The sequence below is a fragment of the Salimicrobium humidisoli genome, assembly GCF_002295105.1.
GTDB lineage: Bacteria > Bacillota > Bacilli > Bacillales > Halobacillaceae > Salimicrobium > Salimicrobium humidisoli.
This window is the reverse complement of the sequence record NZ_NSGH01000026.1, coordinates 1-20,589: the sequence shown is the minus strand read 5'-3', so window position 1 is coordinate 20,589 and position 20,589 is coordinate 1. Positions and strand designations below refer to the sequence as shown.

At 48.9% G+C, this 20,589-nt stretch carries 22 protein-coding genes and 1 riboswitch; of the genes, 18 read left to right on the top strand and 4 right to left on the bottom strand.

The genetic code is table 11. The features are described from left to right. Positions 1 to 21 precede the first annotated feature (21 nt). Positions 22 to 723, top strand: coding sequence for a ribose 5-phosphate isomerase A (rpiA, locus tag CKW00_RS12250; protein ID WP_095822802.1), 702 nt, complete (start codon positions 22 to 24; stop codon positions 721 to 723). 73 nt (positions 724 to 796) lie between these two features. Then, positions 797 to 2,059 (top strand): polysaccharide deacetylase family protein, encoded by a 1,263-nt coding sequence (locus CKW00_RS12245; protein WP_095822801.1) that lies wholly within the window; start codon positions 797 to 799, stop codon positions 2,057 to 2,059. Between the two features lie 114 nt (positions 2,060 to 2,173). Here CKW00_RS12245 and metX read toward each other — a convergent pair whose 3' ends face one another. After that, complete coding sequence (metX, locus tag CKW00_RS12240; protein WP_198951639.1) at positions 2,174 to 3,226, bottom strand: homoserine O-acetyltransferase MetX; 1,053 nt, start codon at positions 3,224 to 3,226, stop codon at positions 2,174 to 2,176. Positions 3,227 to 3,334: 108 nt separating this feature from the next. Next, positions 3,335 to 3,445, bottom strand: a riboswitch (SAM riboswitch). Positions 3,446 to 3,600: 155 nt separating this feature from the next. On the opposite strand from metX, the gene CKW00_RS12235 reads away from it, so the two are divergent. From CKW00_RS12235 to CKW00_RS12185, 12 genes are all read left to right on the top strand, one after another. Then, positions 3,601 to 3,801 carry a DUF2188 domain-containing protein gene (locus CKW00_RS12235; RefSeq protein ID WP_008589353.1) on the top strand — a complete coding sequence of 67 codons (201 nt, stop codon included), beginning with the start codon at positions 3,601 to 3,603 and terminating at the stop codon, positions 3,799 to 3,801. Between the two features lie 309 nt (positions 3,802 to 4,110). After that, on the top strand, positions 4,111 to 5,433 hold the full coding sequence (locus tag CKW00_RS12230) for an ABC transporter substrate-binding protein (RefSeq protein WP_095822799.1): 1,323 nt from the start codon (positions 4,111 to 4,113) through the stop codon (positions 5,431 to 5,433). 100 nt (positions 5,434 to 5,533) lie between these two features. Continuing rightward, a complete protein-coding gene (locus CKW00_RS12225) occupies positions 5,534 to 6,394 on the top strand; it encodes a carbohydrate ABC transporter permease (protein ID WP_093106687.1) in 861 nt (286 codons plus the stop codon). After that, positions 6,394 to 7,218 (top strand): carbohydrate ABC transporter permease, encoded by an 825-nt coding sequence (locus CKW00_RS12220; RefSeq protein ID WP_095822798.1) that lies wholly within the window; start codon positions 6,394 to 6,396, stop codon positions 7,216 to 7,218. The genes CKW00_RS12225 and CKW00_RS12220 overlap by 1 nt, the downstream gene beginning before the upstream one ends. Positions 7,219 to 7,233: 15 nt before the next feature. After that, entirely contained in the window at positions 7,234 to 8,256 is a 1,023-nt protein-coding gene (locus CKW00_RS12215; RefSeq protein WP_095822797.1) for a LacI family DNA-binding transcriptional regulator, read from the top strand. Between the two features lie 61 nt (positions 8,257 to 8,317). Then, on the top strand, positions 8,318 to 9,037 hold the full coding sequence (locus CKW00_RS12210; RefSeq protein WP_095822796.1) for a ThuA domain-containing protein: 720 nt from the start codon (positions 8,318 to 8,320) through the stop codon (positions 9,035 to 9,037). Between the two features lie 35 nt (positions 9,038 to 9,072). Next, entirely contained in the window at positions 9,073 to 10,104 is a 1,032-nt protein-coding gene (locus tag CKW00_RS12205) for a Gfo/Idh/MocA family protein (protein ID WP_093106677.1), read from the top strand. Between the two features lies 1 nt (position 10,105). Further along, a complete protein-coding gene (locus tag CKW00_RS12200; protein ID WP_095822795.1) occupies positions 10,106 to 11,170 on the top strand; it encodes a Gfo/Idh/MocA family protein in 1,065 nt (354 codons plus the stop codon). Then, complete coding sequence (locus CKW00_RS12195; protein WP_095822794.1) at positions 11,167 to 12,135, top strand: sugar phosphate isomerase/epimerase family protein; 969 nt, start codon at positions 11,167 to 11,169, stop codon at positions 12,133 to 12,135. The genes CKW00_RS12200 and CKW00_RS12195 overlap by 4 nt, the downstream gene beginning before the upstream one ends. A 51-nt stretch (positions 12,136 to 12,186) precedes the next feature. Further along, the gene (locus CKW00_RS12190; RefSeq protein WP_095822793.1) at positions 12,187 to 12,873 is read left to right on the top strand and encodes a YesL family protein; all 687 of its coding nucleotides are present in this window, start codon (positions 12,187 to 12,189) and stop codon (positions 12,871 to 12,873) included. Further along, entirely contained in the window at positions 12,870 to 12,995 is a 126-nt protein-coding gene (locus CKW00_RS13920) for a hypothetical protein (RefSeq protein WP_257997833.1), read from the top strand. The genes CKW00_RS12190 and CKW00_RS13920 overlap by 4 nt, the downstream gene beginning before the upstream one ends. Before the next feature lie 12 nt (positions 12,996 to 13,007). Next, positions 13,008 to 14,150 carry an FAD-dependent oxidoreductase gene (locus tag CKW00_RS12185; RefSeq protein ID WP_095822792.1) on the top strand — a complete coding sequence of 381 codons (1,143 nt, stop codon included), beginning with the start codon at positions 13,008 to 13,010 and terminating at the stop codon, positions 14,148 to 14,150. A gap of 71 nt (positions 14,151 to 14,221) precedes the next feature. Here CKW00_RS12185 and CKW00_RS12180 read toward each other — a convergent pair whose 3' ends face one another. From CKW00_RS12180 to CKW00_RS13930, 3 genes are all read right to left on the bottom strand, one after another. Next, the gene (locus CKW00_RS12180; protein ID WP_095822791.1) at positions 14,222 to 15,076 is read right to left on the bottom strand and encodes a TetR/AcrR family transcriptional regulator; all 855 of its coding nucleotides are present in this window, start codon (positions 15,074 to 15,076) and stop codon (positions 14,222 to 14,224) included. A gap of 233 nt (positions 15,077 to 15,309) precedes the next feature. Next, the gene (gene rarD / locus CKW00_RS12175; protein WP_456300069.1) at positions 15,310 to 15,912 is read right to left on the bottom strand and encodes an EamA family transporter RarD; all 603 of its coding nucleotides are present in this window, start codon (positions 15,910 to 15,912) and stop codon (positions 15,310 to 15,312) included. Positions 15,913 to 15,950: 38 nt separating this feature from the next. Next, a complete protein-coding gene (locus CKW00_RS13930; RefSeq protein ID WP_332889077.1) occupies positions 15,951 to 16,214 on the bottom strand; it encodes an EamA family transporter in 264 nt (87 codons plus the stop codon). Positions 16,215 to 16,443: 229 nt separating this feature from the next. Here CKW00_RS13930 and CKW00_RS12170 point away from each other — a divergent pair, with 229 nt between their 5' ends. From CKW00_RS12170 to CKW00_RS12155, 4 genes are all read left to right on the top strand, one after another. Then, positions 16,444 to 17,637 carry an MFS transporter gene (locus CKW00_RS12170; protein ID WP_095822790.1) on the top strand — a complete coding sequence of 398 codons (1,194 nt, stop codon included), beginning with the start codon at positions 16,444 to 16,446 and terminating at the stop codon, positions 17,635 to 17,637. A 58-nt stretch (positions 17,638 to 17,695) separates the two neighbouring features. Further along, positions 17,696 to 18,190, top strand: coding sequence for a PTS sugar transporter subunit IIA (locus CKW00_RS12165; protein WP_095822789.1), 495 nt, complete (start codon positions 17,696 to 17,698; stop codon positions 18,188 to 18,190). An 82-nt stretch (positions 18,191 to 18,272) separates the two neighbouring features. Then, positions 18,273 to 19,721, top strand: a complete 1,449-nt coding sequence (locus CKW00_RS12160; protein WP_095822788.1) for a glycoside hydrolase family 32 protein — start codon at positions 18,273 to 18,275, stop codon at positions 19,719 to 19,721. A 120-nt stretch (positions 19,722 to 19,841) separates the two neighbouring features. Next, the gene (locus CKW00_RS12155) at positions 19,842 to 20,378 is read left to right on the top strand and encodes a transcription repressor NadR (RefSeq protein WP_008589369.1); all 537 of its coding nucleotides are present in this window, start codon (positions 19,842 to 19,844) and stop codon (positions 20,376 to 20,378) included. Positions 20,379 to 20,589: the final 211 nt, after the last annotated feature.

The following is a 20,589-nucleotide window of genomic DNA, read 5'->3' as shown; positions in this document are numbered from 1 at the left end:
ATTCAAATGGGAGTGATAGTCATGCAATGGACAAATCAGTTAGCCGGTCAGTTGAACTGGTCCGGAGATATTTCGAACAGAGAAGAGAAGCAGCGGGTGGCGGATCAGGTAGCGGGAAAAGTGAAAGATAAGGATGTCATAGGCATCGGGTCCGGCTCCACTGCTTTTCTGGCGCTGCAGGCTATTGCGGAACGCGTGAACAAAGAAGGGCTTGATGTGAAAGGTATACCCACTTCCAAAGAAGCGGAAATAAACTGTGCGGTCTTAGGGCTTGCAACGACGACACTTATAGATTCCCGTCCCGACTGGGGATTTGACGGGGCGGACGAAGTGGACGGCGACCGTCGGCTGATCAAAGGGCGCGGAGGGGCCATGCTCCGGGAGAAACTCGTAATGGCCAGTGCGGAAAAGACATACATTCTTGCAGATAAAAGCAAGATGGTAGAGAGACTCGGAGAGAAATTCGCTGTACCGATTGAAGTGGATGCGAGAGCTATTCATCTGGTGGAAACCGGGCTCGGAAATTTATCTTCGGTGAAGCGTGTCGAGATGCGGATGGCTGAGAAAAAAGACGGCCCTGTCATTACAGAAGGAGGCAATATCATTCTGGATGTAACCTTTGAAGATATACCCGCCGATGCGGAAAGTACCCTTAAAGCAATGCCCGGTGTCGTGGAAACAGGACTGTTCACCGGCTATCCGGTAGAAATTTTGACTGTATAAATTCTCTTCCCCTCTTTACAGTTGTGTTACAATATATCTGGCGATGTAATATTTCAGGATATTGAGGGGAAAAATGAGACGACTAATACTGGGGTTTTTCATATTGATGAGCGGCTGTTCGTTTATGGCTAATGCCGGTGAAGAAAAAGAGAAGGAACCGGTGAAAAAAGAGAATTATGAGAAGTATGAAGCTGATATAGAAACGAAAGTTGAGAAATTCGACAAACTTTCCATTGTGATGCACTACCCGGAAACGCCGAATGACCAGATTGACCAGACGGTGCTGGACTACGTGAATGAACAGCGTTCCGAATTCAAAAAAGACAGTTATGAACGCGTGAAGAAAAAAGGGATCTCTGCCGTGCAGGAGCTCCACATCGATTACGACGTCGTTTATGAAGACAGCGCTACTTATGTAGTCAAGTTCAACGAGACGGTGACGTGGGGGGAAAAGCGTAAGGCTTTTGATGAAACGGTGCTGCATTTTGAGAAATCGAACGGGAAGAAACTTTCACTTACCCATTTTCTTCGGAGTGAGAATGATTATGAAGAAATCCGGAACTATCTGGAACGCACCTTTGAACGCAAACTATCGGAGAAGGAACTTAACGGCTTTACGTATGAAGGGGACGCTTTCACTTTCTTTGCGGGGAATCAGTCCGTACGGGTGAATAAACAGGAGCACCCGGAATGGTTCAAAGAAAAGTTCATGAAGAAGCGTTCGGATATGACGGAAGGACCTGGGAGTTTTCATGCGGAGAAAGAAATAACCGAAATTCCCGTTACCGAAAAAATGTTGGAAGAGTATCCTGTCGCAGTGATGGGAGGACCCCATCCGAAGAGGACAGAAGAAATTCTCCGGGTGCTGGAGAAGAACGACCGGAAAGCTGTGTTCTTTTTAATCGGCAAACGTGTCGAACGTTATCCGGCCGCAGTGGAAGCTATAAAAGAACAGGGGCACGCTGTGGTGGCTCATACATGGAACCACAGGCTCCCGGAACGTCTCACGGAGAAGAAAGAAAGCGAATACCGGGAACGTTCCGTGAACCTGCTCAGCTCCATTACAGGTCAGCAGGAGGTGCTGGTCTCCGGCGACAGGGTCAGTCCGGAAAAAGCACTCATCAACCGCCCTGACTGGGCCGGGGAGTCCGAGGCGTGGGTGAAGGAACAGCTCGTAAATTCCGCCCGTTCGAACGGGCAGCTTGTCATGAGCGGATTGAATGAAAAGACTCCTGCATTATTGCGGGAAGTACTTCCTGAGCTGAAAGACTCCAGCAGCAGGAAAAAGGAAACTGGCATGGAAAAGTCCGGTGCAGAACGACTGGCCGGAATGTAACCTTCCAGGAAACAGTACAGAGACTTCCAGCGGCTGCGGCCGGCGGGGGTAATGTACTGTTTTTTTATTGTTTCCCGGCCCGGGTCTCTTCTGATAGCGGGTCTTCGGCAGCCGCTAAACACGTAAGTGATATCTGATGAACTCCCCCCACTTATCGAACTCGACAAGGAAACCGTCGTGTCCGAATTCGGTATCGATGTGGAAATGCACAGCGTGAGGAGTAAGGAGTGAAAATTCTTCCATGGACTCCTTCGGATATACGAGATCTTTCTCGAAACTCATCGTATAAATATCTGCTCTGTACTGTTGCACCGTATCTTCCATGGATCCTCTGTTTCTTGTAATATCATGATGGTTCATGGCCTCGAGAAGATAAAGGTAGCTGTTGGCGTCGAACCGTTTTTTAATCTTCTTCCCCTGATGATCCAGATAGGACTGGATATGATAACTTTCTTCGTTCTGCCGGCGATTGAAGCGCTGGTGGAAAAGGGACCTGCTTCTGTAAGTGATCATCCCCGTCATTCTGGCAAGCTCGAAACCGTCCAGGTCCTCATTCGATTGATAATTACCATTGTCCCACCGCGGGTCACGTTTTATCGCTTCCGCACCTATATGGTTGAAGGCTATTCCATAATCGCTGAGGGCCGGAGTGGAAGCGAGAATAAACAGCTTATCCATCGCATCCGGATACATAAGCCCCCATTCATACACCTGCATACCACCGAGTGACCCGCCGAGCACGGCATGTATGTGCGTGAAACCGAGAACTTCCAGAGCCCGTTTCTGAGCCCGTACTATATCTCTGATTGTTATGGAAGGGAAGTCGAGACGATAGACCTCTCCATTTTCGGGGTTTACGCTCGCCGGGCCGGTAGAGCCGTGACAGCCGCCAAGTACGTTGAAGGTGACAGTCTGAAATTCTTCTTCCGGGACTATCCCTTCTTTTCCGAATAGACCTCTCCACCATCCGGGCTCTTCTTCCGTACCCACGGTGTACTGATTGCCTGTGAGAGCGTGACATATAAGGAGCAGGGGCGCATTCTGGTTGCCGGACTGCTCATAGGCGAGCGTGACTTCCGGCAGCCGTTCACCGGATTCGCAAATGAACTCCCCGATCGACACTTCTTTATAAACGCTTTCACACGTTCGGATATGATTGACAGACATCTGTCTTCCCTCCAATGGAATTATATAGGTGATGCGGCCGGGGAGCCCGTACATAGAAAAAGCCCCCTTCTGATAAGTTAAGAAGAGGGCTGAATTATATATTGCCTCCTCTTATCTTTCAGATCAGTAAGATCTGTAGGACGTAGCACCTTTTCAAACTGACGTTTGAAGGTTGCCGGGCTTCACAGGGCCTAATCCCTCAGCCGCTCTTAATAAGAGTCGCACGAACTATTCAATTTAATCTTATTACGAAGTATAACCACCGGAGGAAAGGTATGTCAACTAATTTTCTGACTATTTGAGATATGTTTGAAGGAAAAAGAGGCGGGGTACAAATAAAAGTATCCGATCATTAGAAGAGGAGTGGATCAATTATGGTAAAAGAATATAGCGTAGTACAGAACAAAGACAAAAACGGCTGGTACATTAAAATCGAAGACATCGCACCGACGGATTTCTTCGAAGATTTTGATTCCGCAGTAAGCAAAGCCGAAGAGATTGCGAAGAAGAACTCTCCGAGTAAAGTTCTGATTCTTGATCAGGACGATAACGTGCAAGAAGAAAGAAGCTTTTAATTTAATTATGCGTAAAGAGCTGAAGGGTACCCCCTTCGGCTTTTTTTGTATGGAAAAAATAATATGATACATATTTTTCAGAATACTTATTGTAATATGTTTGTAATCGTGCTAAGATACAGACAATGAAACTGTGCAAACGAATTCACAGTATCGCTTCTGTCACCTGTCCTTTTCTTTACATAGGAGAAGGAATAATTTATTGGATATTTTTGCAAACGAATGCACAAACTTTTCCGGCGTCCTTTATTTTTTGTGTAAGTTGTAAGCGGATTCAAAACATCAGAAACAGTAAAAGGAGTGTATGGAATGAAGAAGAAAAGGTTTTATTCAGGGATTGCTACGGCTCTATTGGCTTCAAGTGTGCTGGCGGGCTGTTCGTTCGGCTCAGGTGAAGAATCTTCCGGCGGAAGTAATGACGGTGGAGGAGAAGGCGGCAACGGCGAAGCGGTTACGGTTGACGTTTTTCAATTCAAAGTGGAGTTCAAAGATCAGTTTGAAGAACTTGTATCGATGTATGAAGAAGAGAACCCGGACGTCAATATTAACGTCAAAACCGTCGGCGGCGGTAACGATTACGGTGCTTCACTGAAAACTTCCTTCTCCTCCGGCGAAGAGCCTGACATCTTCAACGTCGGCGGACCGACGGACGTGGACGAGTACGAAGAATATCTGGCCGACGTTTCGGATACGAAAGCTGCCGAAGCGGCTCTTGAGGGGACGTTGAACGGTGTAAGTCGTGACGATCAGGTTCTCGGACTTCCTTTTAACCAGGAAGGCTATGGACTTCTTTACAATAAGAAAGTTTTCGAAGAAGCGGGTATTGATGCTTCCTCGATCAAGACGATGGAAGATCTGAAAGGTGCCGTGGAAACCCTGAATTCCAATAAAGAAGAATTGGGAATCAAAGCGCCGTTCGCTTTCCCCGGAAAAGAAAAGTGGGTTATGGGTAACCACCTGGCAAACGCCTACCTGGCGGATGAGTTCAATCATGATGTAATGGAAGCATATGAAGCGGAGACTGTGGAATTCGCAATGGGAGATCAGATGAAAGAGTTCACGGATCTTCAGAGTGAAAATTCCATTCAGCCTGTATTGAGTCTCGATTATTCCCAGCAGGTGGAAGAGCACTTTTCTCTTGGAAACGTAGCGATGATTCAGCAGGGTAACTGGGTGTACAACACGATCGAATCCATGGATCAGGAATTCGCCGAAAACAATGTCGGACTTCTTCCTATTCCGGTGGAAGGTTATGAAGGAAGTATTCCTGTAGGCGTGCCTTACTACTGGGTGGTAAACAAGCAATCCGAAGATGAAGTGGTACAGGCGTCCAAAGATTTCCTCGACTGGATGTACACGTCTGACAAAGGTAAGAAATTCGTAACGGAAGAATTCAAGTTCATTCCTGCTTACGAAGGGTACGAAGACCAGGAAATCGCGGATCCTATTTCCCAGGAAATATACAACTACGCGAAAGAAGGTAATACGCTCGGCTGGGTTTTCCTCGGAGCTCCTACAGCCTGGACGGAAGATGCTCTCGGCGTCGCCATGCAGGAATATCTTGCCGGTGATATAACGTGGGAAGAAGTGGAGAAACAGGCGACTGATGCCTGGGAAGAAGCCAGACAATAAGCAAATAACAGAAGACCGGTAAAGAGCGCTGAACTATAGCGCTCTTATTGGTTACTGAAGGCGACAGAAGAGCTTTTTTACAACTGAGGAGGAACTTATTATGAGAAACAGGAGTTTATCATTCTGGCTTTTTCTGACCCCCGTTATTCTCGGGCTCGGAATTGTTGTGGTCATCCCGTTCGTCTACGGACTGATTTATTCATTTACGGACTGGAACGGATTAACGGCGAACAATTTCGTCGGTCTGGAAAACTACATAAAATTGTTCCAGGAAGATGAGTTCATGAATTCGATCTGGTTCACTATCAAGTTTGCAGTTATCACCGTACTGCTGCTGAACATATTCGGCCTCGGCCTCGCACTTCTCGTTACGAGAAACATGAAGACGAATAACTTGATGCGGACCGTCTTTTTTATGCCGAACCTGATCGGCGGTCTTATACTCGGGTTTATCTGGCAATTTATTTTCATCTCTGTATTTGGTGATATATCCGGAATTACGGGGATTGAAGGTCTGAGCGGCTGGTTATCTACAACGAACACAGGCTTCTGGGGACTTGTAATCCTTACCTCCTGGCAGATGGCCGGGTATATTATGATCATTTATATAGCCTATCTTGAAAACGTGCCGAAAGAGCTGATCGAAGCTTCGAAAATTGACGGGGCAAATGCGGTACAGCGATTCAAAAATGTCATTTTCCCGCTAGTGGCTCCCGCCTTTACGGTCAGTATGTTCCTTACATTATCCATGTCTTTCAAAATTTACGACCAAAACCTGTCACTGACGAATGGAGGACCTTTCAACTCCACGCAGATGGTGGCGATGGAAATCGTACGTACAGCCTTCAGTGACAGGGAGATGGCGTATGCCCAGGCGAAAGCGGTTATTTTCTTCCTCATAGTAGCCGTCATTTCCCTGACACAGGTGTACTACAATAAGAAACGTGAGGTGGACGTGTGATGCAGAAGGATAGAGAGAAACGAAATACAAGACTGCTTGAAATATTCGGCTTATTGCTGGCCCTTTTGTGGCTCTCTCCGTTTTATCTGATGATCGTCAACGCTTTCAAAACGAAACGGGGGATTTTCGAGGGCGTCCTCGGAATACCGGTTGAATTTACATTTGAGAACTTCGTTAACGCTTTTGCGGAACTTGAATTTCTGAAGTCCCTTTTCAATTCCGTACTTATAACCGGGTTGAGCATTCTGATCATTATTCTTTTCTCCTCCATGGCGGGATATGCTCTTGCGAGGAACAAAAGTAAGCTCTCCGGCATCATCTTTTTCGTATTTGTGGCAGCCATGCTCATTCCGTTCCAGTCTGTTATGATTCCCCTGGTGGCCATTTTCGGTCAGGTGGATATGCTGAACGCTGCCGGTCTTATCTTCATGTATCTCGGATTCGGATGCAGTCTTTCCATTTTCCTTTACCACGGGGCGATGACCGGTATTTCCAAATCCCTGGATGAAGCGGCCATTATAGACGGGGCAAACCGGTTTCAGACGTTCTGGTATATTATTTTTCCGCTGCTAAAACCTATTTCCGTAACGGTAGCTATTTTGAATACGATATGGATCTGGAATGATTACCTGCTTCCCTCACTCGTACTGAGTGAAGCGAACGCAACGATTCCGCTGAAGATGTTTTACTTCTTCGGTCAGTATACGAAACAGTGGCACCTTGCACTTGCCGGTCTGACTATAGCGATCATCCCGGTCATCATCGGTTATTTCTTTGCCCAGAAACAGATCATTGATGGTGTGTCGGAAGGTGCTGTGAAGTAGAGAGGAGCAGGAACGATGTCTGTTACGATTAAGGAGGTAGCGAAGGAAGCGGGAGTCGCTCCTTCGACAGTATCCCGGGTGATTGCGGACAGTCCGCGAATCAGCCAGGTTACGAAGAAAAAAGTGAAAAAAGTCATGGAGGACATGGGCTATCACATGAACTACAACGCCCGCGTGCTTGTGAGGCAGGCTACCCAGACGATAGGGGTGGTGATGAAACATTCGAGTTCCCATTCTTTCGATAACCCCTTCTTCTCCGAAGTTTTGAGCGGGATCAGTAAGGCATGTCAGGAAAACGATTACAGCCTGAATCTGACGACCGGGGAGTCGGAAGAAGCTATTTTTCGGGATGTTATAAAAATGGTGCAGGGAAAAAGAGTGGACGCTATCGTAGTCCTTTATTCCAAAGAGGACGATCAGGTCGTTCCCTACCTGATGCAACAGAACTTTCCTTTCGTTATGGTCGGAAAGCCGTTACTGGAGGCGTCGAACATAATGTACGTGGATAATGACAACGTGCAGGCTTCGAATGAGGCAACGGATTATCTGATCCAGCTGGGGCATGAGCGGATCGGGATCGTCGGCGGAGAAGCCGATTTCGAAGTGACGAAAGCAAGAGTGGAAGGATATAAAAAAGCGCTCGCTCTCCATGGGTGTCCGCAGAACGCTTCTTACATTAAGTATAGAAAAGACGGAAGCTATGACGGCACCATCATTGCAGAAGAACTGCTCGGGCTCCCGGAACCTCCGACGGCCCTTGTGATCATGGATGACTTTCATGCGCTTTCCATTATTGCGGCGCTTAAGGAAGCCGGCGTTTCCGTACCCGGGGATATGAGTGTTATCAGCTTCAACAATACGATTGTCTCCAGGCTCTCAAGTCCATCCCTTACAACGGTGGATACCAATGCAGGTCAGCTTGGCTACTATTCAGCCGACACTCTTATCGAAAAACTGCAGAAGCCCGCAATGATGAATAAAAGTCTGATTATCCCTACGAATATTGTGGAAAGAGAATCGTGCAGGGAACGAAAATAAATTTTTTTAAAGAAAAGTGCAAGCGATTTCGCTTATTGTTGCACAGCAGGAGGTAGTGAATATGAACGTACTGATATGGAACGAGTATCGCCATGAAAAGGAAAACCCGGCAGTTTCGGATATTTATCCGGAAGGGATTCACGGGGCCCTTGCCGATTTTCTGAAAAAAGACGGGCATACTATTACCACGGCCACCCTTGACGAGGAGGAACACGGGCTGAAGAAGGAAGTCCTCGACCGGACGGACGTTCTCGTCTGGTGGGGGCATAAAGCGCACGAGGAAGTTACCGAAGAGGCGGCCGAGAGAGTGAAGCAGAGAGTTCTCGACGGAATGGGGCTGGTCGTCCTCCACTCCGCCCACTTCTCGAAAGTATTCCGTAAGCTGATGGGGACCGGGTGTGATCTGAAATGGCGGGAAGCTGACGACAGGGAGCGGATATGGAACGTTGATCCCACCCACCCTATTGCAGAAGGAATCGGTCAGTATTTTGAAATAGAAAAAGAGGAGATGTACGGGGAACACTTCGATATTCCGGCTCCGGATGAACTTATTTTCCTCAGCTGGTTTGAAGGCGGCGAGGTTTTCAGAAGCGGTGCTACGTTCAAACGCGGCAACGGTAAGATATTCTATTTCCGTCCCGGGCATGAAACATATCCGACTTATTATCATGAAGACGTACAGACGGTGATCCGTAACGGTGTCCGCTGGGCGCAGAATACGAACGGTCCGAAGCACCAGTACGGGAACGCTGCCCCGATTGAACGCATCTCCAAAAAATAAAAGCATGTAAACCTTTTGAAGGGAGCTGTTGATTTATGACATTGAAAACGGCAATTATCGGTTGTGGCAGTATCGCCCAGCACCGGCATTTAGTGGAGTATAGAAGTAATGAAGAGACGGATATTACTGCAGTCTGTGACATTGTAGAAGAGCGGGCTGCCATCGCGGGTCAGATCTACGATGCCAAGACGTATACGGATTATGAAGAACTGTTCCAGAAAGAAGAAGTGGACATTGTAAGTATCTGCCTTCCGAACCATTTACATGCTTCCGTATCTATTGCAGCCCTGGAAGCAGGGGCTCACGTTTTATGTGAAAAGCCGATGGCTACAAGTACGGAAGAAGCGGAGCGAATGATCAGTGCGGCTGAGAAGAACGGAAAAAAACTGATGATTGCCCACAACCAGCGATTTGTGAAGTCCCACCGGAAAGCCCGGGAGATTGTCCGTTCGGGGGAACTTGGGAAAATCTACAGTTTCCGGACAACATTCGGTCACGGAGGGCCGGAAGACTGGAGCGTGGATGGGAAGGACAGCTGGTTCTTCAAAAAAGACGAAGCGTTCATCGGAGCGATGGGGGACCTCGGCGTCCATAAGGCGGATCTCATTCGCTATATTCTCGGAGAAGAATTCACGGACGTAGCCGGTTTTGTTGAAAATAACGCAAAAGATGGTATTACGGTCGATGATAACGCCGTGTGCATGCTTCGTTCGGAATCAGGAATTCTCGGTACCCTGGCGGCAAGCTGGGCTTATAATACCGCCGAAGATAATTCCACGGTGATCTACGCGGAGAAAGGGATGCTCAGAATCGAGGACGACCCGGATTACTCTCTCGTAGCTTCTTATACGAACGGGGATGTAATCAATTTTCAGCTCGGTCAGATCCAGTCCAATGAAAGCGGCGGCCAGACAAACACCGGAGTCATCGATCACTTCGTGGAAAGTGTGCTGAACGATGAACAGCCGCTGATTGACGGTCATGAAGGGAAAAAATCCCTTGAAATCATTCTCGCAGCCCTGGAGTCCGGGGAAACGGGTAAAATACAGTCGTTAAAGAAGGGGTAATATGAATAAATGGAAAGTGGGAGTGATCGGTACGGGCGGGATAGCGACAGATCGCCACATCCCGGCCCTGCTGTCACTTCCTCATCTGGCTGAAATGATCGCCGTGCAGGATGTGGACAGGGAGCGGGCTTTGAGAGTCGCAAAGGAGTTTGAAGTGCCTCACGTGTGCACGTCTCCGGAGGAACTGCTCGATATCGTCGACGCTGTCATTATCTGTACACCGAATAAATTCCACGCGGAACTGAGTATAAAAGCCCTGAACAGAGGCGTGCACGTATTATGTGAAAAGCCGATGGCCATGGACCGGCATGAAGCAGAAGCTATGCTGAGAGCTGCGCAGGAAAATGATAGAACTCTGGCTATCGCCTATCATTATCGTCACACTCCGGAAGGAATTATGGCGAAACGGGTGACGGAAGCGGGAGAACTCGGCAAACCTCTTGTAGCGAGAGTGCAGGCCATGCGCCGGAGAAAGGTGCCGGGGTGGGGAGTGTTTACGGACAAAGACCTGCAGGGTGGCGGAAGCCTTATTGATTTTGGGTGTCATCTGCTGGATTTGTCGCTCTGGCTGCTCGGAAATCCGGAACCGGTGGAAGTGAGCGCCCAGACGTATAACGAGCTGAGCAGAACGCCGGGTCAGGTGAATGACTGGGGAGAAGTGGATCCTGAATCGTTCGAAGTGGATGATCACGTGACAAGTTACATACGTTTTGAAAACGGAGTGACGCTTCAGTTCGAATGTTCCTGGGCCGCAAATATAAAAGAGGATCATACGACTCTCAGCATATCGGGAGTACAGGGAGGACTGGACGTGTATCCGTTCGAACTGTATCAGTCGAAACACGGTGCCGTGTGGGATGCCACCCCGGTAATGAGAGAAGAAGAGAGCGAATGGGCAGGAAAAAGGCAGATAGCTAATTTTCTTGAAGGCCTGGACGGCGGGGAAAAACTCGCTGTGCATCCCGAGGAGGCACTCCGTGTCACAAAAATTATAGACGCGATGTATGAAAGCAGTCGTACAGGGCAAGCGGTAGTAATGAACAGGCAGGAGGAGGAGTTACGATGAAACTTGGTGTCTTTGCAGTATTATTTTCAGATCTTTCCTTTGAAGAGATGCTCGACAAAGCGAAGGATTCGGGATTGAAGGCAGTGGAGATAGGGACAGGCGGATATCCGGGGGATGCTCACTGTCATGTGGACGAACTGCTTGGAAGTGAGGAGAAGCGCCGGGCTTATCTGGAGGAAGTGAATAAGCGGGGACTTGAAATCAGTGCTTTCAGCTGCCACGGCAATCCTGTATCACCGGACGAAGCATTCGCATCCCGCTCTCATGAAAGTTTCGTGAAAACTGTGGAACTGGCCGGCCTGATGGGGGTACCTGTAGTAAATACTTTTTCCGGAACGCCGGGAGGTTCTGAGACGGACAAAACGCCGAACTGGCCCGTCACACCGTGGCCGGAGGAATACTCACAAGTGCTGAACTGGCAATGGGAAGAGAAACTCGTTCCTTACTGGAAAGAGCAGGCTGCTCTTGCTGAGAAGCATGGTGTGAAAATAGGGCTTGAACTTCATGCAGGCTTTCTTGTTCATACGCCGCACACGATGCTGAAACTGCGCGAAGCTACTTCTCCGGCTATCGGAGCCAACCTTGATCCGAGTCACCTGTGGTGGCAGGGAATCGATCCGGTTGCCGCTATTAAAATTCTTGGTAAAGAAGGGGCGATCCATCACTTCCATGCCAAAGATACGTATATAGATCAGGAAAATGTGAATATGTACGGTCTCACTGACATGCAGCCGTACGGGGAAGTTCGCAGCCGGGCCTGGAGTTTCCGTTCGGTCGGGTATGGACACAGCGTGCAGGAGTGGTCCGATATCGTGAGTGCTCTCAGAACGTTCGGTTACGACCACGCGGTGAGTATAGAGCACGAGGACCCGATCATGTCGATCGAAGAAGGTTTCAAAAGAGCAGTGAACAATCTCGATAATGTTATCATCGAAGAACCGCCAGCCGATATGTGGTGGGCCTGAGGCGTAATTCACCGGAGAGTACACGTGCTTTAAACAGGGAGGAGAACCATGATGGGAAAACAATCGGGGTTTATGGGCGGTATGTATGCCGTGAGTGAGTGGATAGCAAAATTTTCGTTGACGAACCTGGCCTGGTTTGCCATGAACCTTCCCATCGTCGTCCTCGTTCTAAGTCTTCTGGACGCCGCCGATCGGGGTGAGGTACTCATACTTCTGATACCGGTCATCCTGCTCGCGCCGGCAGTCTTTTTTCCGGCTACGGCCGCTTTGTTCGCTAAAGCGAGGGAGTGGGTAAGGAAAGACTATATGGTCGAAAACAAATCGTACTGGAGCTACTACAGGGAAAATTACCTGCAGAGTGTTGCGGGCGGGCTGCTGTTCACCCTGCTTTGGGTCGTGGTTGCCGTCGACATTTATTATTTTTACGAATCGAGCACGATCCTTACCGGAGTTTTCCTCGTCACCTCCATTTTGCTGTACGTATTTACCGTGAACTTCTTCGCAACAGTCGTACACGTGTCTTTGCCTTTTCGAAAACTGGTGAAGCGGTCTTTCTTCATTACGCTCGGCAGTCCTCTCCTCTTCGGGACGATTGCCGTAACGAACGGTTTCCTCCTGATGGTGAGCGTCTATATGTTTCCGGTGATCATCCCCGTCTTTACGGGAGCAATCGTCGCTTTCCTCAGTTTTTCCGCTTATTACCGTTTTATTATTGCGGTGAAGAAGGAAGAGGAATGAAACGGTCCGTCCCTTTGCGGGGGCGGGCTTTTTTGATGGGGATGCCGGATTGGTTGAATTGTCATTCATTCTATTATACGTTTACAGAAGAAAGAGACGAAGTGGGAGTGGGGCAGAGATGAAGGAGGAGAAGAATGTCAGATTATGAAGTGATTATCGTAGGAGCAAGAGTGGCAGGAGCCAGTCTCGCTATCAGACTCGGCCAGCTGGGAATAAGGACGCTGGTGGTTGAAAAAGCCAGGTTTCCGAGCGATACGTTATCGACCCACCTGCTTTCCCATCAGCATTACCTAGACGTACTGGGAGTGAAAGAGAAGGTGGCCGGTCTCGGGCTCAGGGAAATCAGACGGATGCGTACATATATCGGGAAGAGTTTTACAGAAGCAGAAAGAGACGGGGCGACGGTAATTCCGGGACGGGCATCTTTTGACTCCCTGCTTATGGAGGAAGCGACTGCCTTCGAAACGGTGGAGTTCAGGGAGGAGATGCAGGTGCGTCGCCTGCTCTGGACGGATGGAGCGGTTACGGGCGTGGAAATCGTGGACAGAAAGGGGAAGAAAACAGAGCTCACAGCCGGACTGGTAGTCGGAGCCGACGGCCGGAATTCCACCGTAGCGGCGGAAGCGGGAGCTGCCATGTACGATTACACTCCGGCTCAGCGGCCGGTGTTTTACGGATATTACGAAGGTATATCTCCTCTCCCGGACCCGGCGGTGGAGATCTTCCTGGAAGAAGGAAGAATCGGCTTCGTCTTTCCGATGCAGGAAGGGATGGACTGTCTCGGTCTTGAAATCCACCCCGAAGAGTTCAAGTCGTTCGCCCGCAATCCGCAAAACGAATTCGAAGAAGTATTTAAACGCATGTATGGAATGGAAGCGAGGATGGGGGGGTCCGTGCTTCACGGAAAAGTCATCGGTACGCCCGGAGTCCCCAATTTCTTCAGAGAGCCGTATGGCAGAGGCTGGGCTCTTATAGGGGATGCAGCTCACGCCAAAGATCCGAGCACGGGACTCGGAATGAACGACGCTATCTGGCAGGCTCTTCTGCTGGCAGAAGTTATTCAAAAAACGGCAGACGGGGCGTCATTCGAAGAGGAAATGGAAAAGTACCGCAAAGAAAGGGATGAAGTTTTGAAGCCCTCCTATGATTTCACGCTCGGCTACATCAGTACGCTGAGAAGCTGGACGGAGGAGGAACTGGAAGCTTTCCGGAAGTGGGCGTCCAATCCGGTGATGGTCAAAAATCAGGTACCTGCTTTTACGGAAATGTTCAAGTAAAGAAGAAATTCCCCGTGGCTCGTCAAAAGGGCACGGGGAATTTTTGAATGGAGAGAAAGACGAATAAAGATCTAACGGGACCTTATCTCCGGGTAGTTTTCTTCCACACGGTCTATAATTTCTTCAAATCTTCCGTCTTCCCGAAGAACAGCCGTCATTCCTTTAATGATAGCAGTGCGGGGAGAGGAGGAAGTGAGCTCTTCTCTCAGGATGGTCAGCGCTTCTTTTTCTTCACCGCCGGCTTTCGTTTCTTCCGCCTGTATCAGTTTATGAAGGGCCGATTCGCTGACGCCGAGGAACTCTTCGGGGATGAGGTCCGCCATGTATGCTTTTGTGAGCAGCGGAGTATCCTGATGATAGAGAAATCCTTCAACGAGGTAGTCGACCCGTCGCAGTAAGGCCTCCGCCAGGTTCCTGAAGTCGAAACGGGCTCCTTCCATAAGGATCAGTTCCAGATAGGCTTTGTACATTCCTTCGCTTACGATACTTATTTCAAAAGAAAATTCTTCCGCTTTTTTACCATATATATCGAGGATGTGGTTCTGATAGAACTGGTACGATTCGTAACGCATCCGACTGGTGAACGTTTCGATATCCTCGTTGAACGGTATCGTCTGTTCACGAATCTGCATCGTAATGAAATCCCGGTGGGACGCTATTTCTTTGAACATTACGGCAAGTTGTGAAATGAACTTCTCGCGCGGGTCCGGTTCATTGGCGCATGCCTCCACTTTTGCTTTCATCTGATTATAGTAGTAATCAAACAGGGCAAAAAGCAGTTCGTCTTTGGAAGAAAAGTGAAGGTAAAAAGCTCCCTTGGAGATTCCTGCATTTTTTGCGATTTCCTGAACGGAAGTCGAGGTGAATCCTTTTTTCGCAAATAATTTGATGGCTGCCTGCATGATGGATATCGATTTTTCGTCCATAGTACATTCTCCTTGGAGTTGCTGATATTTTTCAGTATAACACGGAGCGGAAGAGGGTCACTTACGTGCGCACATTTTTCGGCGCCTCCCTTTTGCTTCGTTCTGCCGCTTCTAAACGGAAGGTTTCATTTTTCGGGGGCCAGTTCCACCTTCCAGAAGCTCGTGCCCGAAGCAGGAAGTCCGGGAAAGGAAAACCGCCTTTCGCTCGTCCCTCCTGCTTCGTTCTGCCGCTTCTAAACGGAAGGTTTCACTTTTATATGGCCAGTTTTTTTGAATCTTTCTACGGTATATAAAAGCAGGCCTGTCCAAATGAAAGCGAAAGCTACAACGTGAACGGAAGTGAAAGGTTCGTTGTACATAAACACCCCGATCAAAAGCATGAGGGTCGGTGCTATATATTGAAGAAAGCCCACCATGGAGAGGGGTATGCGTTTCGTTCCGCTCGTGAAAAGTAACAGAGGTATGGCGGTCACTGCCCCTGCGCTGAAGACGAGCAGGGAGTTCGAGGAGAACCACGTCACCTCTCCGGGGAAACCGGAAGCAGGAATCAGGTAAACGAGAGCAAGAGGCGTCACGATTGCTGTTTCCACCGTCAGGCCGAAAATGGCCGGAATCGCCGCCATTTTCTTCAGCAGTCCGTACACTGCGAAACTCATCGCAAGAGCGAAGGAGACCCACGGGAACGCTCCCACGTTAACGGTCATATAAGCCACTCCTGCACCGGCGAGAAGGAAAGAGAACCACTGGGCTTTCGTGAAAGTTTCCTTCATCACGAGCATACTGAAAAAGATGCTGATCAAAGGGTTGATATAGTAGCCGAGACTTGCCTGAACCACGTGCCCGCTGTTTACAGCCCATATGAAGATGAACCAGTTCAGGCTGATGGCAAAAAGGACGCCAGAATAATGCCGATAAGCGATTTTTTATCATTCCACAACGTCCGTACGCTTTGGAAAAAGTCTTTCTGTTTGCGGAGGACGATAACGATCCCCACCATAAATACGAGTGCCCACACTATCCGGTGGGCCAGAATTTCAAAAGGGGCTATGTGTTCCAGCGTTTTCCAATAGATGGGAAGAATACCCCACAGCAGATAAGCGACGATTGTAATGAGAATTCCCTTATTTTCCTCTTCCATTTTCCCCCTCCTCCCTGAAGACAGTTCCGTCTGTTTCATTTCATTTTATACCAGTCCCATTTTAGCGAAATGCCGGTGATAATGGAAGATTATTGCTTCCGGATGCCGGACTCCGGAGGAACAATGGCCGAAGGGATAAATAGACACCACCTTTTGTATATTGTTATAATGGTGGGCGTGTTTATAAATTAGTGTAACTTCAACTGTTAGAAAAAAAGGACGGAGAACGATGAAACAACCTTTGTGGACGAAAAGTTTTTTGAACGTATGTACCAGTAACTTTTTTATATTTCTCGTGTTTTACATACTGTTTGTAACGATGCCGATTTTTTCCATCGAACAGCTGCAGGTGCCGGAGAGCAGGGCCGGGCTCGTAGTCACTGTCTTTCTCCTTTCGGCTATTATTATACGCCCCCTTTCCGGGCACTGGGTGGATGCTATCGGAAGGATGCCGATGCTGATAACGGCTGTCACCATTTTCTTCGTAAGCAGCGGATTCTACTTTTTTGCGGAATCCTTCGGCTGGCTCCTTATTATCCGGTTTATCCAGGGGATAGGATTCGGAATGGGCACGACCGTTATGGGAGCACTGGCCGCCGACGTTGTTCCTGATTCGCGTAAGGGTGAAGGAATGGGATATTTCGCCATGTCCATGAATTTGGCTATGGTGGCCGGTCCCTTTGTCGGACTCACCCTTATCCAGTCGTACACGTATACGACTCTTTTTGCAGTCTGCACGTTATTCGCCGGTCTGGCATTCGCCACCGGGTTATTTATCCGGGTTCCGAAACTTCCTGAGGCGGACAGACCACAAAGTCTTATGCCGGGAATGAACGGTCTTCTCGAAAAGTCGGTGCTTCCGGTAGCTCTGACCGGGGCATTCATCGCTCTGGCCTACTCGAGTGTACTGTCGTTCGTTTCCGTACATGCTAAAAACATCGGGCTGGAAGAAGCGGCCAGTTACTTCTTTGTCGTTTATGCCGTAGTACTGCTTCTGTCCCGGCCATTTACCGGAAAGTGGTTTGATCAGTATGGTGAAAACATTATCGTTATCCCGGCGATTTTCATCTTCAGCATAGGGATGTATCTGCTCGGGTCAGCACAGACGGCCTTCGTCCTGCTCGCCGCCGGAGGTCTGATCGGACTGGGCTACGGTACACTTGTACCGAGCATGCAGACGATTGCTCTGCAAAAGGTTCCGAAACGCGCCGGAGCGGCAACGGCGACCTTTTTCACTATTTTTGATATCGGCATCGGCTCCGGGTCTTTTCTTGTAGGGATTGTTGCAGAATCCGTAGGTTTCCGCAGTCTTTATGTGAACAGCTCCATTTTCATCGTACTTATCGTAGGCGTTTACATACTGCTGCACGGAAGATTTCAGCGCGGGAAACACAAAAAAAGTGTACAGTCCCGTGAGGTTTAAATATAATGGTCGAGGGAAAACGGATAAAAGATAACGAATAGAAAGGAAGGACGACGATATGTTTAAAAAATTATTTGGAAAAGAAGATAAAAACATTTCGATTGTAGCACCGGTGAACGGTAAAGTAGTAGCACTCGATGAGGTGCCGGATCCTGTATTCAGCCAGCGCATGATGGGAGATGGCATGGCTATCGAGCCGTCGGACGGAAAGGTTGTAAGTCCGGTAGACGGAGAGATTGTTCAAATATTCCCGACCAACCACGCTGTCGGTGTTAAAACTTCCAATGGTCTGGAGATCCTTGTCCATATAGGTCTGGAAACCGTATCCATGGAAGGAGAAGGTTTTGAAGGTCATGTAAGTCAGGGAGACAAAGTGAAGACAGGAGACCCTCTTGTCACCTTCGATAAAGACCTTGTTGCTGAAAAAGCCAAGGCGGTCGTCACTCCCGTAGTAATTACAAACTACGATGATGCTGTCGAGTCTTTTGAAGTCCATCAATCGGAGAACGCAACCGCCGGTGAAACGGTCATTGCTTCGGTGACAGCAAAGTAAATTAAGGAACTCCGGCCCGGAAGCGCGTCTTTCCGGGCTTTTTTTCGAAGGAAGAAATATTCGGGTAAAGGAGTGAGCATTCATGAAAGAGGAAGAATTCAAGGAATCCGTAAAAGAAGAGATACATAAAAACAAAAATGAAGTGGAGGCCGATCCGCATCGGCAGAGCTATCATCTTATGGCTCCGGCGGGGCTGATGGGCGAACCGGCAGGGCTTGTGGAATGGGACGGAGAGTATCATTTGTTCTTTCAATGGAACCCGTTCGACACCGGGCACAGTATGAAGATACGCGGACATTACCGTACAGTCGATTTCGTCCATTACACTCTTGAAGAACCGGCTCTCGTACCGGGTGAGTGGTATGATGCCGAGGGCTGTTCTGCCGGGAGCGCCGTCATCAAAGACGGTATCCTTCATTTATTCTATACGGGGTATGCAAAAGATGAGGGTGGACAAATCCGGGAGTATCCGGCTGTAGCGGTTTCGGAGAACGGTCACAGCTTCGAGAAACAGGAAGTGCTCCTTGATTTGCCGGAAAACGTCACCTCTTCTTTCCGCTCCCCCAACGTATGGAGAGAAGGGGATCAGTGGTTCATGGCGGCCGGCTCGCAAACGAAGGGAGACAGAGGTGTGATTCTCCTGTATACGTCCCCCGACCTGAAAGAATGGGAATTCGTTAAACGTCTGGCGGAAGCGGGAGCTCAGGAGGAAGAAATATGGGAGAACCCGGATTACTTCACTCTGGATGGGGAAGACATCCTTTTCTTCAGTGCCCGCGGATTAACCTCGGAGGATATCCATTTCCGGAATGCCGCCCAGGCCGGATATATTTCCGGAGTGACAGAAGGTAACAGATGGCGGAAGGAAGAGTTCAGGGAGCTCGACCGTGGCTTCGAATTTTATGCGCCGCAGACGTTCGAAACGGGCGGACGCCGACTGATGATCGCCTGGATGGGAGTACCCGGACAGTACGAAGAGGCCCATCCGACAGTGAACAGCGGATGGACACATACCTGGACTATTCCGAGAGAACTTTCATGGGACGGGAACAAAATTATTCAGCGCCCTTTCCCTGAGGCTCGCCAATGGAGAAAAAGCAGGGAGCCGGTTGAGAAGAAAGCCGAGATCACCAACGATCAGCAGGAGTTGGAAGGTGTGTACGGCAGGGCAGCAGAGCTGGAGATCGAGTTTGAATCACTGGAGGACATGTGGGCAGTGGAACTGTTCCGTGAAGCATCGTTTTCCTATAAAAAATCCGAAAATCTTCTCACCCTTTCCCGCCCTCACCCCGAAGAACCGGAGATGACCGAATTCAGGCATGTACAGCTGGACGGCCCGCTTCGCAATCTGCATCTGTTTATCGATCGTTCGTCGCTTGAAATCTTCGTAAATGGCGGGGAAGAAGTATTCACATCGCGTATCTTTGCGGATGCCGCTTTGTCCGATCTTGCATTCACTTCTCTTGGAACGTCCACGTTCGGAGTGAAGATGTGGGAGCTTGGTCCTGTAGAAATCACTTCCTATGTGTAGGGAGTGAGCGGATCTGTTCGAGTTCCGGGCAGGTCTCCCGATTTCCCTGAAACAGGAATAGTAACAGGGGGAAGCCTTTGATGTTACGTGAATCATATAAGGAGAAAGAGGGGTACACCTATGACTTACGGAAAGAAACTGAGAGCCTCCGAGCGCCGGGAAGCTATTTTGCAACGACTGAAAATACAGGGTGCTGCTGTTACCGGTAAACTGCTGGCAGAAGAAATGAAGGTGACAAGACAGGTGATTGTGGCTGACGTTTCACTGCTCAAAGCCGGGGGCGAGCCGATTATAGCTACCAGTCAGGGCTATCTTTACATGAAAGACGAAAAGCAGGATTTTTCCTACAGGAAGACGATCGTATGCTGCCACAGCCCTTCCGAGACGAAAGAGGAACTCGATATTCTTGTCGATCACGGGGTACATGTAAAGAGTGTAGTGGTTGAACACCCGGTTTATGGAGACATGAAAGCCGAGCTCCATCTCGAAAACCGCCGTGATGTGGAACGTTTCGTTGAACAGGTCCATTCCTCGAATGCTTCTTATCTTCTGGAATTGACCGGAGGTGTCCACACTCACGAGATAGCGTCCGAAAGGGAGGGGGCTCTCCACGAAGCGCTCCGGGAACTGGGAGAAAGAGGATTCCTCGTAGAGTAAGAAGCAGGAGACAGTATTCCTGCTTCTTTTATATAAGAAAGAAGCGGGATATGTCACACACAAGATTCGGTATATCTTTCTTCCAGTCAAGTCCTTAATCTTGTGTAAAAATATTTTACAATGATTACCACTACGTGATTATAAAAGGTGAGAAGGGGTCAGCCTTCTCTCCTTTTCTGTAGAAATCTACGATTTTCCTTTTCCATCGTTT

Bases quoted from the DNA above. Each gene is read 5' to 3' on its own strand.
- rpiA (WP_095822802.1), top strand. From the start codon at position 22: ATGCAATGGACAAATCAGTTAGCCGGTCAGTTGAACTGGTCCGGAGAT.
- CKW00_RS12245 (WP_095822801.1), top strand. From the start codon at position 797: ATGAGACGACTAATACTGGGGTTTTTCATATTGATGAGCGGCTGTTCG.
- metX (WP_198951639.1), bottom strand. From the start codon at position 3,226: ATGTCTGTCAATCATATCCGAACGTGTGAAAGCGTTTATAAAGAAGTG.
- CKW00_RS12235 (WP_008589353.1), top strand. From the start codon at position 3,601: ATGGTAAAAGAATATAGCGTAGTACAGAACAAAGACAAAAACGGCTGG.
- CKW00_RS12230 (WP_095822799.1), top strand. From the start codon at position 4,111: ATGAAGAAGAAAAGGTTTTATTCAGGGATTGCTACGGCTCTATTGGCT.
- CKW00_RS12225 (WP_093106687.1), top strand. From the start codon at position 5,534: ATGAGAAACAGGAGTTTATCATTCTGGCTTTTTCTGACCCCCGTTATT.
- CKW00_RS12220 (WP_095822798.1), top strand. From the start codon at position 6,394: ATGCAGAAGGATAGAGAGAAACGAAATACAAGACTGCTTGAAATATTC.
- CKW00_RS12215 (WP_095822797.1), top strand. From the start codon at position 7,234: ATGTCTGTTACGATTAAGGAGGTAGCGAAGGAAGCGGGAGTCGCTCCT.
- CKW00_RS12210 (WP_095822796.1), top strand. From the start codon at position 8,318: ATGAACGTACTGATATGGAACGAGTATCGCCATGAAAAGGAAAACCCG.
- CKW00_RS12205 (WP_093106677.1), top strand. From the start codon at position 9,073: ATGACATTGAAAACGGCAATTATCGGTTGTGGCAGTATCGCCCAGCAC.
- CKW00_RS12200 (WP_095822795.1), top strand. From the start codon at position 10,106: ATGAATAAATGGAAAGTGGGAGTGATCGGTACGGGCGGGATAGCGACA.
- CKW00_RS12195 (WP_095822794.1), top strand. From the start codon at position 11,167: ATGAAACTTGGTGTCTTTGCAGTATTATTTTCAGATCTTTCCTTTGAA.
- CKW00_RS12190 (WP_095822793.1), top strand. From the start codon at position 12,187: ATGGGAAAACAATCGGGGTTTATGGGCGGTATGTATGCCGTGAGTGAG.
- CKW00_RS13920 (WP_257997833.1), top strand. From the start codon at position 12,870: ATGAAACGGTCCGTCCCTTTGCGGGGGCGGGCTTTTTTGATGGGGATG.
- CKW00_RS12185 (WP_095822792.1), top strand. From the start codon at position 13,008: ATGTCAGATTATGAAGTGATTATCGTAGGAGCAAGAGTGGCAGGAGCC.
- CKW00_RS12180 (WP_095822791.1), bottom strand. From the start codon at position 15,076: ATGGACGAAAAATCGATATCCATCATGCAGGCAGCCATCAAATTATTT.
- CKW00_RS13930 (WP_332889077.1), bottom strand. From the start codon at position 16,214: ATGGAAGAGGAAAATAAGGGAATTCTCATTACAATCGTCGCTTATCTG.
- CKW00_RS12170 (WP_095822790.1), top strand. From the start codon at position 16,444: ATGAAACAACCTTTGTGGACGAAAAGTTTTTTGAACGTATGTACCAGT.
- CKW00_RS12165 (WP_095822789.1), top strand. From the start codon at position 17,696: ATGTTTAAAAAATTATTTGGAAAAGAAGATAAAAACATTTCGATTGTA.
- CKW00_RS12160 (WP_095822788.1), top strand. From the start codon at position 18,273: ATGAAAGAGGAAGAATTCAAGGAATCCGTAAAAGAAGAGATACATAAA.
- CKW00_RS12155 (WP_008589369.1), top strand. From the start codon at position 19,842: ATGACTTACGGAAAGAAACTGAGAGCCTCCGAGCGCCGGGAAGCTATT.